This is a genomic window from Pseudodesulfovibrio sp. 5S69 (assembly GCF_037094465.1).
Classification (GTDB): Bacteria; Desulfobacterota; Desulfovibrionia; order Desulfovibrionales; family Desulfovibrionaceae; genus Pseudodesulfovibrio; species Pseudodesulfovibrio methanolicus.
The window spans coordinates 3,912,770-3,929,555 of sequence record NZ_CP146609.1 but is presented as its reverse complement, the minus strand read 5'-3'; the positions used below and the strand labels follow the sequence as shown (position 1 = coordinate 3,929,555).

The window sequence follows — 16,786 nt, the reverse complement described above, 5'->3', positions numbered from 1 at the left end:
CAGGTCGGGCGGCCGGGTCAGTACATCAGACCCGGCAGGAACAGGATGATCTGCGGGAAGATGAAGAGCAGCGCGATGCCGATGACGATGGAGAGCATAAACGGCAGGATGCCCTTGAAGACGTCCTCCAGCGTCACGTCCGGGGCGATCTTCCGGCACATGCCGTAGACCACGTAGACGTTGATGCCCACGGGCGGGGTGATGACTCCCATTTCGGTGACCAGGACGATGATGATGCCGAACCAGATGGGATCGAAGCCCATGTTCGTGACCACCGGGTAAAAGACCGGGATGGTCAGCATGATCAACGCCAGCGAGTCCATGAAGCAGCCGCCGATGAAGTAGATCAGGATGATCGTGCCCATGATGGCGAACGGCGGCATGTCGAAGGCGGACACCCAGTTGGCGATGTCGAAGGGGATGCGGGTCACGGCCAGGAACTTGCCGAAGACCACCGCGCCCGCGATGAGCACCAGGACCATGCACGAGGTCCGCAGGGTCTCGTACAGCGAGTTGACGAAGGCCTGCCAGGAGAGTTGGCGTTTGATCACGGCCAGGGCGAGCACGCCGATGACCCCGATGCTCGCCGCCTCGGTGGGGGTGAACAGCCCCCAGAACAGGCCGCCGATGACCAGGGCGAAGATGAGCAGGGTGTCGATGAGGTTGGCCAGGGACCGGAACTTTTCGGACCAGGTGAAGGTGTCGCCCTTGGGGCCGAGCGCCGGGTTGATCCTGCACTGGATGTCGATGCCGACGATGAACAGGATGGTCAGCAGGATGGCCGGGAGGATGCCGGACACGAAGAGCGCGCCGATGGATTGTTCGGTCAGTACGCCGTAGATGATCAGGACCACCGAGGGCGGCATGATCATGCCCAGCCCCCCGCCCGAAGCCACCGAGGCGGCCGCCAGGGAGTTGGCGTAGCCGTAGCGCTTCATCTCCGGGATGCCGACCGTGGACATGGTCGCGGCCGTGGCCGGGCTGGACCCGCAGACCGCGCCGAATGCGGTGCAGGCCGAGACCGTGGCCATGGCCAGCCCGCCGCGGGTGTTGCCCAGGAAGCGGTAGGCGGTCTGGTAGAGCCGCCGGGAGATGCCGCAGTTGAAGGCGATCTGGCCCATGAGGATGAACAGCGGGATGGTCGACAGCTCGTAGGAGGCAAAGGCGTCGTAGATGTTTCGGCTCATGAGGTTGAGCCCGCCCTTCCAGGAGGTCAGCAGCGAGAAGCCGACGAATCCCACGAGCATCATGACGAAGGCCACGGGCATCCGGGTCATGAAGAGCAGGACCATGATGCCGATGCCGATGATTCCGGCGGTGGTCGGATCCATGGCTAGGCCTCCCGTTTCCCGAAGAATTTGACGACGTCCGCCAGCAGGCAGAGGGCGTAGACGAAGAAGCCGAAGGACAGGACGTAGACCACGTAGTACTCGGGCAGCTCCAGGTTCATGGAGACCTCGCCGGACTCGGCCAGGGTCCCGGCGTAGAGGAACATGCGCCAGGTGATGATCGAGACCAGGGCCAGGGTGGCCATGTTGGTGACCAGACCCACGGCGTCGCGGACCCGCTTGGGCAGTCGGCGGACCAGGATCTCCACGCCGATGTGGCTCTTCTGGTAGTGGGCGTAGGGCAGGGCGAAGCCCACGGCGACCACGCCGAGGATGGCCACGATCTCCTCGCAGCCGAAGATGGGGGTGTTGAACGCTCCGCGCAGGAACACGTCCGCGCCGGTCATGGCCGCCATGCCCACCAGGCAGGCGGCCGCTATGACGCGCATGATTTTTTCGGCGATTTGGAGCGGCCGCTTTGTCGTTTCCATTGTGTATCCTTGAACATGGTGCGGGGCGGGAACCCTGTCCCGCCCCGTCTTGCAAACGGTTATTTCAGGGTGGACCGCGTGAATTCCAGGATGGCCTTGCCGTCAAGGCCCTTCCCGGCCACCTCGGCCACGTAGTCGTCCAGCACGGGCCGGGCCGCCTCGGCCCAGGCCGCCGATTCCTCGGGGCTCAGTTGGACGATCTCGCCGCCCTGGTCCAGGAAGAACCGCCGTCCGTCGGCGTCGGCCTCGTCCCAGGCCGCGGCGTGCCTGGCCGTCCATTCCCGGTTGATTTCACGGATGATCTTCTGTGACTCGGGGTCGATCTGGGCCCACTTGTCCTTGTTCATGACGATGAAGAAGACGGTGGTGTAGGCCACGGAGTAGGAGTCCGTGCCGAACTTGCAGACCTCGCCCAGCTTGAAGGACCTGTTGGATTCGATGGGGTGCATGGAGCCGTCGACCACGCCCTTTTGCAGGAGCTGGTAGTTCTCGGGCATGGGCTTGGCCACCGGGGTGCCGCCCAGCGCCCCGACCAGCTTGGCGGAGTTGCCGGTGGCCCGGATCTTCTCGCCCTTCATGTCGTCGAGGTTCCTGACCGGCCTGTTCACGGTGAACAGCAGGCCGGGCCCGTGGGCGTTGAAATACATGGGCTCCACGTCGGCGAGTTCTTCGGGCCTGAAGTGCTCGTAGACCGCGTTGGCCGTGGCCGTGGCCTGGGCCGCGCTGGTGTAGCCGAGCGGGAGGTCCACCGCGGCCATGACCGGGAAGCGGCCTCGCGAGTAGGCCAGGCAAGACAGCCCGACGTCGGAGATGCCCTCGACCACGCCGTCGTAGCACTGGGCGGCCTTGGACAGGGTTCCGCCGGGGTAGTACTCGACGACGACCTTGCCGCCGGTGCGTTTCGCCACTTCCTTGCACCACGCCTCGGCCAGTCGGGACTGGTGGTTGGTGGGCGGGAAGAAGTTGGAGTAGGTCAGCTTGACCTCGGCCCGCGCCTGGCCGGTCAGTCCGGCGCAGAGCAGTCCGACGGCCAGGACCGTGGTTAAAAGTTTTTTCATTGTCTCCCTCCGGATGGTTGCATGGGGTCCGAGGAGGAGTCCGCAGTCTCCCCCCTTGTATATGGAATGCCCCGGGCCCTGCCCGCGAAAAACCGCCTCCGCAGTGCGGCCCCGGTTCCGTATTGCCGCTTGGAACCGGGGCGCTGTCCGCAGAGCAGCCGTTGCGCCGTCACGGCCTACGGGGTCTTGGTCATTTCGGCCTTGATGAATTCGACCACGGCCTGTCCGTCCACGGCCTTGCCCTCGCCCTCGGCGTAACCATTCAGCACGGGCTGGGCGGCCTGCACCCAGCGCTCGGCCTCGGCGGGTTCGAGATCGATGAAGTCGCCGCCCTTGGAGGCCAGGAACTTCCTGCCCTCGGCGTCCGAGGCGTCCCAGGCCTGGCCGTGCTTGACCGACCATTCCCGGTTGATCTGCTCGATGATCTTTTGGTTTTCGGGCGAGATCTCGTTCCACTTGTCCTTGTTCATGACGATGAAGAAGGTGGTGGTGTAGCCCACGCACTGGGACTGGGTGCAGTGTTTGACCACTTCACCGAGCTTCCAGCCCTTGTTGGACTCCATGGGGTGGACCGAACCGTCCACCACGCCCTTTTGCAGGGACTGGTAGGCGGCAGGCATGGGCTGGGCCACCGGGGTGCCGCCCAGGGCCTCGATGAGCTTGGCGGAGTTGCCGGTGGAGCGGATCTTGAGGCCCTTGAGGTCGGCCAGGGTGTGGACCGGCTTCTCCACGGTGAAGAGCAGGCCGGGGCCGTGGGCGTGGAAGTACATGGGCTCCACGTCGTCGAATTCGGCGGGCTTGAACTTGCCGTAGACCGCGTTGGCCACGGCCGTGGCCTGGACGCCGCTCTGGTAGCCCATGGGCAGGTCCACGGCGGCCATGACCGGGAAGCGGCCGCGCGAGTAGGCCAGGGCGCTTTGTCCGATGTCGGAGATGCCCTCGACCACGCCGTCGTAGCACTGCTTGGCCGGGCTCAGGGTCCCGCCGGGGTAGAAGTCGATGATGACCGCCTTGCCCGTGCGTTTCTCCACCTCGTTGCACCACTGCTGGGCCAGCTTGGACTGGATGTGCGTGGGGGGGAAGAAGCTGGAATAGGTCAGGCGCACGGACTCGGCGCAGGCCGGGGAGGCCAGTCCGGCGGCGATCAGGGCCAGGGCGGTCAGGGTCAGCAGGATCTTACGCATGGGGCATCTCGCTTGTTGATGATGTGATATGGTCGCAGCGGGGCTCAGTCCCGCTTGGTTCCGTTCTTCACGGCCAGGTCGATGGCCGCCTCGCGCACCTCCGCAAGGGAGAGGGTCTCGGTGCCGAGCGCGCGGTGGATGAGAAAGCCCTCGAACAGGGCGGTGTTCAGGGCCCCGATCTTCTCGGGGGGGAAGTCGCTGGTCACGTGGTCGCGGACCAGGTCGGCGAAGACCCGGTCGGAGAGGCGGTAGTCGGACTGGTTCAGGAGGCGGCGCAGGGACTCGTTGGTGGCCGCGTGGATGGTAAACTCCAGGAAGATGGCCGACCAGTTGCGGTCCGCCACGATGGTTTCCAGGAAATCCCAGATGATGTCCATGGCCTCGCGCAGGTCGGCGGCCCGCTGCACGCGGTCGTGCCGGGTGGCCCGGTACTCCTTGAATTTCTGCTCCACGATCTGGAGGAACAGCTCGTCCTTGGAGTTCCAGTGGCGGTAGAAGCTCCCCTTGGCGTAGCCCGCGTGCTCGGTGATCTCGGCCACCGAGGTGGAGGAAAATCCCTTGGTGCCGAACAGCTCGATGGCCGAACCCATGAGCTCCCGCATGGTCTGTTGGGATTTCTCCTGCTGTTTGGTCGCCATATCCTGTCCTTGTTCCCCGGAATCGTACGGTTTTTATTGTGACCTACGGTCGTTTTGCGACTCACGGTCAGAAAGTGACCGATGGTCACAGCGGAGAACTCAGGGGTAGCAGGGGGCCCCTGTGGAGTCAAGCCCGTTTTGGGGAAACAGAGGCAAAAGCCTGCTCGAAAGCGGTCAGGCGCGCAGCACGGACCACCCAGCGAAGCGGCTATAAAAAGCTTTGGAGAAGGATCGGGATGGAGTCCGGGGAAGGGGAAGGAAAGAACCTTTCTCGCAAGGTTTTCCTTCCCCTTCCCCGCTCTTCAATGGCTATTCTTTCCAGTAGGGGTGGGAGATGTCTTCAAACGCGGACATGGCGGCCACCGAGCCTTCGCCGATGGCGGTGACGATTTGTTGCAGGCCGCCGGTCAGGTCGCCGCAGGCGTAGACGCGCGGCACGTTGGTGCGCTTGTCCGGGCCCGCCTCGACGTAGCCGTCCCCGTTCAGCTTCACGCCCATGGCCTTGGCCAGTTCGGTGGCGGCCTTCTGGCCGATGGCCATGAACACGCCGTCCAGGGGCAGTTCGGTCTGCGCGTCGTCCTTGACGTTGCGCAGCTTGAGCGAGGTGGCCTTCTTGCCGTCGCCCTCGATGGACTCGACCACGGTGTTCCAGAGCACCGGGATGCCTTCGCGCTCCACCGAGTCGGCCAACGACTTTTGGGCGCGGAACTCATCGCGGCGGTGGATGATGGTCACGTTCACGCCGAGGTTCTTGAGGTGCAGGGCGTCGGTCAGGGCGGTGTTGCCGCCGCCGACGATGGCCACGGACTTGCCTTTGTAGAGGTAGCCGTCGCAGGAGGCGCAGTAGTTGACCCCGCGCCCGAAATAGGTCTCCTCGCCGGGGATGCCGAGCTTGCGGTAGCTCGCGCCGGTGGCCAGGATGACCGCCTTGGCCGGGTACTCGCCCCTGGCCGTGGTCACCACGATGGGCTCGTCCTTGGCAGCGTCGCCCACCTGGATGGATTCCACGCCCTCGCCCTCGTGCACGGGCACGTACTGGCGGGCGTGTTCGCTCATGATGTCCATGAGCTGCTTGCCGGGCACGGCGGTGAAGCCGGGGTAGTTCTCGACCACCGGGGTCAGGGACACCTGGCCGCCGACGATGGACTTCTCCAGGACCACGGTCTTGAGTCCGGCGCGCACGGCATAGATGCCCGCGGTCAGCCCGGCCGGGCCCGCGCCGATGATGACCAGATCCACCGCGCCGGGCTCGATGGTCCCGTAGCCGGTGGCGGTCTGCAATCCCTCCACGCCGGGCAGCTTGCCCTCTTCGAGGAGCTCCTCGGCGGACTTGAGATAGACCATCTCGACCACGAAGCGTTCCTCGGGCATGAGGCCCAGGGCGTCGTGCGTGCCCCCGTTGAAGATGGTGTGCGGCACGGAGCCGACGTCGTGTTTTTCGGTCAGTTCCCGGTTCTCGTTCATCTCCACGCACTCGGCCTTGACCAGTCCGGGCCGGGCGATGGCGGACTTCACGGCGTGCATGACCTGGCCGGGGCAGTAGGGGCAGGAGGGGGAGACGAAGACCTGGACCAGCCGTTCCTCGTCCAGAGGGTCGAGCAGAGAGAGGGAGGCCTCGGACAGCCCGTTCATGCGCAGGGAGACGAGCACGATGGAGGTGATGAAGGACTTGCCTTCCTCGCCCAGCGGCGCGCCCAGGAACCGGATGTGGTAGTCGTCGGGGTTGATGCACAGGGTGGGCGAGGCGGTCACGCCAAGTGCCTTGGCCCGGTCGGACGCGATGTCGAATCGTTTGAAGGTGATCTTGTCGTCGAGCCGGGCCAGGTCGGCGCAGAACGTGGCGGTGTAGTCGGCGAATTCGTCGTTGACGCCGGACTGGGCGAAGAGCTCGAGGTGCACGGGCTCCTTGAGGGCCCGAAAGGTCTCGGTCAGTTGTTTGCGGACGTCTTCGGGCAGAAACCAGTCTTCTTCTTTCTTGTCTTTCTTGAATAGGGACATGAGGGAACCTCGCAGTGGTCGCAGTATTCGTTATCGAAAAGGGTAGGGAGATGGGCGCGGGGAGTCAAGGGGATCAGAGGACCATGACCCGGTTTCGGCCGTTGCGCTTGGCCTGGTACAGGGCGTCGTCGGCCCGCTTGAGCAGCCCTTCGATGGATTTGTCGTCCGGGGCCAGGGCGGTCACGCCGATGCTGATGGTGAAGGTGATGACCTGTCCGTGGGTCTTGACCTCGCACCGCGCCACGCGGCGGCGCAGCCTCTCGGCGGTGTTCTCGCCCGCGCCGATGCGGGTCTGGGTCAGGGCTGCCTGGAACTCCTCGCCGCCCACGCGGCCGAAGAGGTCGGTGGTGCGCAGGGTGGACTTGCACAGGGCGACCAGCTCCTTGAGCACGTCGTCCCCGGCCGGGTGGCCGAAGGTGTCGTTGATGCGCTTGAAGTGGTCGATGTCCAGGGAGAGCAGGACCAGGGAGGTGTTGTACCGCTTGCAGCGTTCGAACTCTTCGCTCAGGCGCGACATGAACTGGCGGCGGTTGCTCGCCCCGGTCAGGGGGTCGGTGGAGGCCAGGGTGCGCAGTTCGTCCTCCATCTTGCGCTGCTCGGTGACGTCCATGCTGATGCCGATGAGGCGTGTGGGCATGCCCTTGTCGTCCACCTGGACCAGCCCTTCGAGGCGGATGTGCCGGGTGGCCCCGTCGGAGCGGACGATGCGGAACTCCAGGTAGAGCGGTTCCTTGGTCTCGATGGACCGGGCCAGCTTCTGTTCGGTGGCGGCCAGGTCGTCCGGATGGACGCAACTGCGCCAGAAGTCGAACAGCTCCTTGGAGGGCCGGGGCTCGGCCTTGTAGAGGTCGAACATCTTGTGGTCCCAGAGCAGGTCGTCGGTGCGCAGGTCCCATTCCCATATGCCGAGGTGCGCGGCATCCGTGGCCAGGTCCAGCCGCTCGGCGATGGCCTTGAGGTCCTCCTCGCTGCGCTTGAGGTCGGTCATGTCCCGGGCCTCGAAGGATACGTAGTCGTGTCCGTCGCCCTGGACCCGGACCGGCTGGTAGGTGATGGACATGTACCGCTTGCCCGCGTCGGGCAGGGGCAGCCAGGTGGCTTCGGTCAGGGTTTCGCCGCCCAGGGCGCGGTCGATGGCGGGCCGGAACTGTTCCTCGAAGGCCTCGGAGCCGAAGAGGATGCCCACGGGCTGGCCCACGATGGCCTCCCGCTTGAGGCCGAAAATGTGGGTGTAGGACTCATTGACGATGACGTAGCGGTACTCGCTGTCGATCAGGGAGATGAGGTCCGGATTGGTCTCGATGATCCGCTGGTAGCGCAACAGTTCCATGCGGGCCTGTTCTCGCTCCTGGTCCTTGGTCATCAGTTTGAGATTGAGCCCGGCCAGTTCGCGGTTGACCTGCTGGAGCCGGTTCGTGCGCCGCCGGACCTTTTCCTCGAGCTCGGCATGGGCCGCGGCGAGCTCCTCCCTGGACCGGCGCCGCTGGATGATGCGCCAGGTGCCGTTCATGATCAGCTCCATGTGGCGGACGTCGTCCTCGGTGTAGTCCTCGGGCTTGTTGCCCACCCCGGCCAGGAAGACCACGCGGCTCTCGTCGAAGACCGGCACCCCCAGGTGGTTGCGCACCGGGATGTGTCCCTCGGGGCAGCCCTTCTTGCCGTCCAGGTTCGCGTAGTCGTTGGTGATGACCGGCTTGCCCTTGCGGATGGGTTCGCCCCAGAGTCCGGTCTCGCAGACTTGGTAGACGTTCGGGACGTTCTCGATGTCGCACTGCGTCATGACGCTCTCGGACCAGGCGTGCAGGATCAACTCGGTCTGGTCGTCGCTGATCCGGTAGATGTAGCCGATTTCGCTGCCGGTCACCTCGGTGATGGCCTCCAGGGCGAAGTCGAGGATCTCCTTCTCGGAATGCTGGGTCATCTCGGACAGGGCGTAGAGACGCTCGAAGCGGATCTCGTCGAGCTCCAGCCGCCGCAGGGCACGGCGGTGCTCGGTGATGTCCGTGAAGGAGATAAGGTTGGCCGGCTCTCCGCCGTAGTCGATGGATCGGGCGCTCAGACTGGCCCACATGGAGGTGCCGTCGGCGCGGTGCATGAGCACGGGAAAGTTTCGGATGTGCCGATTCTCCCGGATCATGGCCAGGAGCCGGTTGCGATCCTCTACGTCGACGTAGAAATCCTCGGCGTTGTGCTCGTCGCCTTCGCCGGACAGGCCGAGGAACCGCTTGGCCTCGGCGTTGGACAGGAGGATGCGGCCACCCTCCGTGATGATGGCCATGCCGCCTGGAGCGTTCTCGAAGACCATGTGGTAACGGTCCTCGCAGGTCGCCCTGGCGGCCTGATCAAGGGCCTCTTCGAGTTCCTCGATGCGCTGCCGCGCTTCTTCAAGCCGTTTGCGCTGGGATGCTTCGCTCATTCCGTGTCTCCCGTCCGGGGGGCGCCCGCCCTATCGTGCAAAGGGGGGCGTGCTCCATTCTGATTATTAATATCGCGTTTTTTTTGCGGAAGGTCAATGCATGTACGTTCGGCTCAGGACGGGCCGGCAATGAAAAGGGGGGCGCGAACGCCCCCCGTACCGGTTAGCCGGATATGCGCCTACTTCTTGCCGAAGATCTGCTCCGGGCGGGTGGTGCTGCCCGTGGCGTTGGGGAAGTCGGGATAGCGGTAGGCCTTGGTGTTGGTGTCGATGAGGTGGCGGGCCTCCTCCATGAACTGGTTGTAGTGGTGCTTGCACTCGTAGAAGCCGTGCCACCAGGCGTAGTCCGGGGCCATCATGGCCGTGCCCATGCGGGCCCGGCGGCCTTCGTGGTGCCAGAGTTCGTAGAACGTCACCTCAAGGTGCTCGTCGAAGTACTTGGTCTTGTCGAGCAGTCCCTTTGCATAGAGTTCGTCCAGGACCTTCTTGGCGGGCTTGAAGTAGACCTCGTTGTACTCCTTCACCGAGGTGTCGAGCTGGTTGTAGAAATCGTCGATCCAGGCCTGGCCGTGGCACTGGCTGCAGATGTTCTTCATCTTGTCGCGCTCCACCTTCCAGTCCGTGGCCGCGGGCAGCGGCTTGAACTCGGACGGACGGATGGTCAGCGGGGCCTGGGTCTCCCAGGAAATCCGCTCGGTCACGTCGTGGGTGGTGGCCACGTTGCCCGAGCCAGACATGTGGCAGGAGGCGCAGGTCGGGGCGCGGTAGTCCACGCCGGGGGTCCAGGCGCCGGGTGCGGAGTTGAAGTTGTACTCCTGCTTGAAGGCCTGGTAGATGTCGCCGTGCTTGGATTCATTGTAGATTTCGATCTGTGGATGGTCCGGTCCCAGGTGGCACTGGCCGCAGGTTTCGGGCTTGCGCGCTTCCATGACCGCGAAGCGGTGCCGGGTGTGGCAACTGGTGCAGGAGCCGAGCGAGCCGTCCATGTTCAGGCGGCCGACTCCCACGTTGGGCCAGGTGTCCTTGTCGAGCGAACCGTCCTTCATCTTGAGCACGGTGCCGTGGCAGTAGAAGCAGCCGGTCTTGCGTTCGTTTTCGGAGTTCATGCCGCCGTTGAGCCAGGGGTCGATCTTCCAGATGATCTCCAGCGTGTTGGCGTGCTTGCTCTTGGAATACTGCTTGGCCTCGTCCGGGTGGCAGCGGGAACAGTCCTTGGGCGTGACCGCCGAGGCCACGGGCACGTAGTACTGCTTCTCGCCCATGGGCAGGTTGCCCATGGAATAGTACTTCTCATGGCTTGTGGTGATGTCCCCTTCGCCGGGCTGGGCCTGGTGGCAGTCCAGGCAGGTGATGCCCGCCGAGGCGTGGCGGCTCATGGCCCAGTCGGCGAAGATGCCGGGGGTCTCCTGCTTGTGGCACTCGATGCAGGCCGTGCCCTGGGGCGGCGTGGCGCGGTCCATGCGCAGTTCGCGGACCTTGGGGAAATTCTGCGCGCCCGCGGCAATCGCGGTCAGGGCGATGACGGCAAACGCGGCGGCAAGGGTGAACGTCACTTTGCGATACATAAACCAACCTCCTAGATACCCAGATTGGGCAGCCCGCTGGCCCGGTAGGGGGCGTCGAACTGCTTGTACTCGTAGAATTGCCTGTCGTTGTGGACCAGATGCCGGTGGCAGTCGGTGCAGCGGTACTCGCTGCCGCCTCCCGCATAGAGCACCCGGCGGTGGGCCAGCATGGCCCCGCTCTTGCCCGGCATGTGCAGGATGTTCCGGTGGCACTTCATGCACTGGTCGTTCTTCATGGTGGCCCAGACATGCTCGCGCATGACCGCCCTGTCGTACCTCTCGTCCCCGCCCGTGAAGTGGGAGAAGACGTCCTTGGCCCCGTGCATGGTCTTGGTGAAGAAGAAGTCGACGGTGTCCTGGGGCGCGGGCAGATGGCAGTCCATGCAGTCGGCCACGAATCCCTGGGCGTTGTTGTGGTGCGTCGAACTCTCCCAGGCCAGGACGGCCGGGCGGATTTCATGGCACGACCCGCAGAACTCCGGGGTCGAAGTCCTGACCATGGTGTAATAGGTCATGCTGAAGATCGGAAAGGCGATCAGAATGCCGAGCAGGACCAACAGAACCGACTTGGTTGTTCGCTGCATACCTCCTCCTGGTTGTTCCCCCGCCCCCGGACCATTGCCCCCGGTCCACGGAGATGGGGTTTTACAATCCGTTAGCAGAAAAAGAGGAAAAAGGGCAGGGCGGAACATTATTTTTTGCCATTTGCCGCAAAATCGAGCACCGGAGGCGGGAGATCGGGCGAAAAAAAGGCCGGGAAGCGATTCCCGGCCGATCTTGCGTCAGAGTTCGTCTACAGTTCGCACTCCGCCCTGGGGAAGGATATCTCGAAGCAGGCGCCGCCCTCCTCCCAGGTGGTGGCCCGGATCTTCCCGCCGTAGTCGGTGACGATGCCGTAGGAGATGGACAGGCCGAGCCCGGTGCCCTTGCCCACGATCTTGGTGGTGAAGAAGGGCTCGAACAGCCGTTCGCGGATGGCCGGGGGGATGCCCGCGCCCGTGTCGCAGATGCGGAAGACGATGCGCTCGGGCGTGCTGAAGGACTGGAGCAGGATGCGCTTGTCCGCGCCCGCCTTGTCGTCCTTCCAGCGGTCCTCGATGGCGTCCCGGGCGTTGAGCAGGAGGTTGATGACCACCTGCTCCAGCCGGTTGGAGTCGGCCATGATCAGGGGCAGGCTCTCCTCCAGTTCCCAGACCACCCGGATGTTGTGCACCTGCAACTGCTGGCTGAAGAATTCGAAGCCGCGCTCCAGGACCTCGTTGATCTGCACCGGCATGGTCCGCAGGTCGGACTTGCGCCCGAACTCGCGCATGTGCTCGATGATCTTGGCCGCCCGGTCCACGTGGGTGGAGATGCCCTCGGCCATCTCGCGCATGATCTCCGGCGATATCTCGGTGCCGTTTTCGGCCCGGTGCGTGAGCAGGTTGGAGATGGCCTGGAGGATGGTCAGGGGCTGGTTCAACTCGTGGGCCACGCCCGTGCTCATCTCGCCCAGCGTGGTCATCTTGCTGGCCTGGATGAGCTGCTGCTCGACCTCGATCTTGCGGGTTACATCCGTGCAGGTGACGATGAGCGTGCCGCGCCCCTCGAACCGGGCGGGCGAGATGTTCAGGAATACGAAGAACGGCCTGCCGGACTTGTCCACGTGGGTGCACAGTTCGATCTCGGACTGGCAGCGCACGGCCTCTTCCCAGTCCCCGGCTTCGTCTTCGCGGAAGAAGTCCATGAAGGAGCGGCCGCGCATTTCGAGCTGGCCCCAGCCGTACATTTCCTGGGAGGACTCGTTGCAGTTCAGGATCTCCAGCGTGTTGCGGTCCAGGACGAAGACCGCGTTGGGGATGGAGTCGAAGATGGCGTGGTAGCGGTGCTCGGACGCGGCCAGCTTGGATTCCAACTCCCGGCGGTGGGTGATGTCGACCATCATCTCCATGGCGGCCACCACTTCGCCCTTCTCGTTGCGCACCGGGGAGGTGTACACGATCCAGTGGATCGGGTGGCCGTCCTTGGACATGCCCGACTCCTCGGACATATGCGACTTGCCGTCGCGCAGGGTCCGGTCCACGGGGCAGACCTCGCATTTTTCCAGGCGCCCCTTGTTCACCTGCCAGCACCGCTTGCCGTCGGGCAGGCCGAAGTGCCGCTCGTAGGCCGAGTTGTGGCGGATGACCCGGTAGTCGGTGTCGACCACCGAGACCAGGCAGGGCACGTTGTCGAACAGGTTGCGGTATTCCTCGCGCTGGTCGAGCAGTTCGCGGTGCTTGTCGGCCACACGGCGGCCCATCATGTTGAAGGCCTGGCCCAGGGTGCCGATCTCATCCACCTGCTCGATGTCGATGTCCGTGTAGTCGGCCTCGCCGCTGATGCCGCGCGTGGCGGTGATCAGCCGCTTTATGGGCCGGAAGATGAACCGGTAGGTGAAGGCGAACAGGGCCAGGAAGGTGGCCGCGAACACGACCACGGAGATGCCCATGTTGGCCCGCTCGAACATCCGGATCATGGCGTTCTTGGCGTCCATGTTCACGGTCACGTCCAGCAGGCCGAGGACCTGTTCGTCCTTGGAGTGGACGTGGCAGGGGCCGGGCGAGCACCCCTCGGAGTTGGCGATGGGGGTCATGATGGCCATGAGCTGGCGGCCGTTCGATTCGATCATCCGGGTGCGCTTGGACAGGGGCAGGGCCGGGGGCGGCGGCGTGTATTGGTGGCAGGCCCGGCAGGCCGGGGTCTCCTGGCCGATGACCGTGCCGATCTCGCCCGGGATGTTGGAGAAGACGATGCGCCCCTCCTTGTTGTAGACCCGGATGTTCTCGATCTCTTCCTGCTTGGCGATGTTGTTGATGTTCTCTTTGATGTCCTCTTCATTGTCGAGCATCATGGCGTAGTGCAGGGCGAGCATGATCGTGTCCGAGACCATCTCGATGTCGGACATGACGTTGGAGACCACATTGTTCTTGAAGTAATAGACGTTGAACCCGGTCCACAGGAAGATGCACAGGATGAGCGTCACCCCGCCCGACAGGATCATCTTCGCGATCAGGCTCTCGCGGAAGCGCTTCAGCACCTTCTCACCTTCCTCTGGGCGGCTGGGCAGGTCGGGCTAGCCGTCGCTCTTGGGCGGATTCTCGGGACACAGGTAGGCGTCCTTCATCAGGTCGGCCAGGGAATAGGAGTCGAGCATCTTGTACATGGCCAGGGAGGCGTCGTCCCAGATGGAGCGCTTGAGGCAGACGGCCGCGCGCGGGCAGGTGGACGGGTCGCCCTCGCAGCCCAGGACCTGCTCCTCGCCGTCCAGGATGCGGGCCACCTCGCCGATGGAGATGTCTTCGGGCTCGCGGACCAGGATGTTGCCGCCGTTGGGCCCGCGCTTGCCTTTCACGTAGCCCGCCTGCTTGAGCATCTTGATCAGTTTTTCGAGGTACTTCAGGGACAGCTTCTCGCGCTCGGCGGTATCCTTGCTCGGGACCGGGCTGCCGTTCTTGGAGTGCAGGGCGATGTCCAGGAGCAAACGGGTGCCGTATCGGCTGCGTGTGGTCAGTTTCATGGTCTTTGTCCCCGGCGGTGAAAATGGTGGGCGCCCGGCGCGTGTCCCGCAAGCATAGGGAAAAACAGCGCGACAATCAATCGACGGCCGTATCCGGACCGGCTTCCCCGGCCCGTGGCCGTTGCCGGCCCACTATTGCCCGGCTCCCGGCCGCCCGGCCCGGTCGGGCAGGGTGATGACGAAGGTCGAGCCCTGGTGCGGGGCGGACTTCACCCGGATGGACCCGCCGTGCTGCTCGATGGTCTGGTTGGAGATGAACAGCCCGATGCCCGTGCCCCGCTTGCCCTTGGACGAGAAGAACAGGGTGAAGATTTTGTCCCGCGTCTCGTGGTCCATGCCCATGCCGTTGTCCGACACGGTGATGACCAATCCGGCGGCCGTGCGTTCGGCCGACAGGGTCAGGCGGCCGTCCTCCCTGCCTTCGCAGGCATCCACGCCGTTTTCCAGGAAGTTGACCAGGGCCGCGGACAAGGCCGCGGTGTCGGCCTGCATGGTCCCCAGATCGTCCGGGATGTCGCGGACGAATTCCACCTTGTTTGCCGCCGCCCGCGCCGCGCCCACGTCCGCCGTGTCCGTGAGGAATTTGGACGCGTCCACGGCCTCGGTTTCGAGCTCGCGGGACTTGGCGTAGTAGAGGATGTCCAGGACCATCTTCTTGACCCGGCCGATCATGGATTTGAGGGTCTTGGTGGCCGCTTCCACGCGCTCGTGGTCGCCCTTTTTCAGGCCCGATTCCAGCCGGTAGATGCCGCCGTCCAGCGAGGTCAGCATGCCCTTGACGCCGTGGGACATGGACCCGAGCATAATGCCCAGCGAGGTCAGGTGGTCCTGGAGCTTGCGGATCTCGGTGATGTCCGTGGACAATTCCATGGCCTGGAAGATGCGGCCCGAGGCGTCGTGCAGGGGCGCGGCCTGGACGAGCATGTGCTTCTGCTCGCCGGTCAGGGTGGTCACCACGGTCTCCCGCTGGCGGGATTCGCCGTCCAGCAGGGTCTTGTCCACCAGGCACCCCTCGCAGGGCTCGCTGCGGTGCTTGTAGGCCTCGAAGCAGAAGTGCCCCTCGACCTCGCCGAAATCCCGCTTGAACAGCCGGTTGGCCTCGACGATGTTCAGGTCCGCGTCCTGCACGGTGATATAGCAGGGGGCCTCGTCGAACAGGCGCTGGTATTTGTACTGGGTGGTGTAGAGTTCGTCCTGGAGGCGCTTGAGCTCGGTCATGTCCACGGAGATGTCCAGGACCAGTTCGATCTCGCCGTCCTTGTTGGGCAGGGGCGCGGTGTAGACCGTGACCGGGATCTCCTCGCCGTCCTTGGTCAGGAAATTTTCCTTGCTGCGCTGGCCCTTGCCCGTCTCGAAGGTGCGTTGCACCGGGCAGGCGTTGCCCGGCGAGGTGCGGTCGGAGTAGATGTCGAAGCTGTTGTTGCCCACCTGGTTGCCGAGGCGCTCCTCGAACAGACGGTTGTGGGCCACGATTTCGAGGTAGCGGTTGTGGATGGACACCAGGCAGGGCAGTTCGTTGAACACCCCGTACCCGGTCTCGACCTCTTGCGCCGCGTCGGACAGGGCCGAGGACAGCCCCTGGACCACCTGGCAGGCGGCGTTCTGGCGTTCCAGTTCGACGATGCGGTCGGTCTTTTCCTCGACCAGTTTCTCCAGGTTTTCGGTGTACTCCCGCAGTTGCAGCTTCATGCTGTAGCGTTCGCGGGCGCGTTCGAGCGAGACCTCCAGGACATCGTTGTTGATCGGCTTGGTGATGAAGTCCGAGGCGTCGAACTTGAGGGATTCGATGGCCAGGTCCATGTCCCCGTGGCCGGTGATCATGACCACCTCGGTATCCGGGGAGCGCTCCTTGATGGCCCGGAGCAGGTCGATGCCGTCCATGACGGGCATCTTGATGTCGGTGAAGACGATGTTGGGCCGGAAGGCGTCGAAGACCTCCAGGGCCTCCTGGCCGTTGGCGGCGGTTTGCACTTCGTAGCCCAGGTCCATCAGCGAGAGGCCGAGGAACCGGCGGACGCCTTCCTCGTCATCCACGAGCAACAGTCGTTTGAAATCCATCTCACCCTCCGGGAGAGTCTTGCCGCCGGCCGCCCGGGCGCTTTCCAGCGGGCTCTCTCTCCTCAGTCCAGGATTGCGGACCGGGCTATTCGCCCAGTGCCTCTCGTACGATCTGGATCACATCCGCCGGGTCAAAGGGCTTCTTGATGGTCGCCACGGCCCGCCGAATGGCCAGATGGATACCCGACAGCCCGCTGATGACGATCACCGGAATGTCGGAGAACTCCTTCTCACTGGTAAGCCGACGGTAGAAACGCGGTCCCCATTCGTGGGGCATTTCGATGTCCAGCGTAATGAGGTCCGGCTTTTCGGCCATGGCCACCTCATAGGCGGAAATCCCGTCGGAAGCGCGGCAGGTGTCGTACCCGTGGTCTTCGAATACGCTGATGAGGTAATCGACGATGTCCGGATCGTCGTCCACCACCATGATTTTCTTTGGCATGAGCTCAACCTGGTTTCAAGTGGCGGGGGGTGCCCCGCAACGCCTGCAACGTATACTCAACCCGCGCGCG

Annotated in this window: 13 protein-coding genes; all 13 read right to left on the bottom strand. The window is 64.2% G+C overall.

Annotated elements, in window-relative coordinates; genetic code table 11:
* Nucleotides 1-17: 17 nt before the first annotated feature.
* The gene (locus V8V93_RS18405) at nucleotides 18-1,331 is read right to left on the bottom strand and encodes a TRAP transporter large permease (RefSeq protein WP_338668092.1); all 1,314 of its coding nucleotides are present in this window, start codon (nucleotides 1,329-1,331) and stop codon (nucleotides 18-20) included.
* Between the two features lie 2 nt (nucleotides 1,332-1,333).
* Nucleotides 1,334-1,819: a TRAP transporter small permease gene (locus V8V93_RS18400; protein ID WP_338668090.1), complete on the bottom strand. Its 486-nt coding sequence runs from the start codon at nucleotides 1,817-1,819 to the stop codon at nucleotides 1,334-1,336.
* 59 nt (nucleotides 1,820-1,878) lie between these two features.
* A complete protein-coding gene (locus V8V93_RS18395; RefSeq protein ID WP_338668089.1) occupies nucleotides 1,879-2,877 on the bottom strand; it encodes a TRAP transporter substrate-binding protein in 999 nt (332 codons plus the stop codon).
* A 176-nt stretch (nucleotides 2,878-3,053) separates the two neighbouring features.
* On the bottom strand, nucleotides 3,054-4,061 hold the full coding sequence (locus V8V93_RS18390; protein ID WP_338668088.1) for a TRAP transporter substrate-binding protein: 1,008 nt from the start codon (nucleotides 4,059-4,061) through the stop codon (nucleotides 3,054-3,056).
* A gap of 44 nt (nucleotides 4,062-4,105) precedes the next feature.
* A complete protein-coding gene (locus V8V93_RS18385; protein WP_338668087.1) occupies nucleotides 4,106-4,699 on the bottom strand; it encodes a TetR/AcrR family transcriptional regulator in 594 nt (197 codons plus the stop codon).
* A 309-nt stretch (nucleotides 4,700-5,008) separates the two neighbouring features.
* Nucleotides 5,009-6,697 carry an FAD-dependent oxidoreductase gene (locus V8V93_RS18380; protein WP_338668086.1) on the bottom strand — a complete coding sequence of 563 codons (1,689 nt, stop codon included), beginning with the start codon at nucleotides 6,695-6,697 and terminating at the stop codon, nucleotides 5,009-5,011.
* Between the two features lie 73 nt (nucleotides 6,698-6,770).
* Nucleotides 6,771-9,113, bottom strand: a complete 2,343-nt coding sequence (locus V8V93_RS18375; RefSeq protein ID WP_338668085.1) for a diguanylate cyclase — start codon at nucleotides 9,111-9,113, stop codon at nucleotides 6,771-6,773.
* A gap of 179 nt (nucleotides 9,114-9,292) precedes the next feature.
* Nucleotides 9,293-10,678, bottom strand: coding sequence for a multiheme c-type cytochrome (locus tag V8V93_RS18370; RefSeq protein WP_338668084.1), 1,386 nt, complete (start codon nucleotides 10,676-10,678; stop codon nucleotides 9,293-9,295).
* 11 nt (nucleotides 10,679-10,689) lie between these two features.
* A complete protein-coding gene (locus V8V93_RS18365; RefSeq protein ID WP_338668083.1) occupies nucleotides 10,690-11,262 on the bottom strand; it encodes a NapC/NirT family cytochrome c in 573 nt (190 codons plus the stop codon).
* A 209-nt stretch (nucleotides 11,263-11,471) separates the two neighbouring features.
* Nucleotides 11,472-13,736, bottom strand: coding sequence for a PAS domain-containing protein (locus V8V93_RS18360; RefSeq protein WP_338668082.1), 2,265 nt, complete (start codon nucleotides 13,734-13,736; stop codon nucleotides 11,472-11,474).
* Between the two features lie 36 nt (nucleotides 13,737-13,772).
* Nucleotides 13,773-14,216: an RrF2 family transcriptional regulator gene (locus tag V8V93_RS18355; protein WP_338668081.1), complete on the bottom strand. Its 444-nt coding sequence runs from the start codon at nucleotides 14,214-14,216 to the stop codon at nucleotides 13,773-13,775.
* 132 nt (nucleotides 14,217-14,348) lie between these two features.
* Nucleotides 14,349-16,274, bottom strand: coding sequence for a response regulator (locus V8V93_RS18350; protein ID WP_338668080.1), 1,926 nt, complete (start codon nucleotides 16,272-16,274; stop codon nucleotides 14,349-14,351).
* Between the two features lie 85 nt (nucleotides 16,275-16,359).
* Nucleotides 16,360-16,716 carry a DVU0259 family response regulator domain-containing protein gene (divK, locus tag V8V93_RS18345; RefSeq protein ID WP_071544735.1) on the bottom strand — a complete coding sequence of 119 codons (357 nt, stop codon included), beginning with the start codon at nucleotides 16,714-16,716 and terminating at the stop codon, nucleotides 16,360-16,362.
* Nucleotides 16,717-16,786 lie beyond the last annotated feature (70 nt).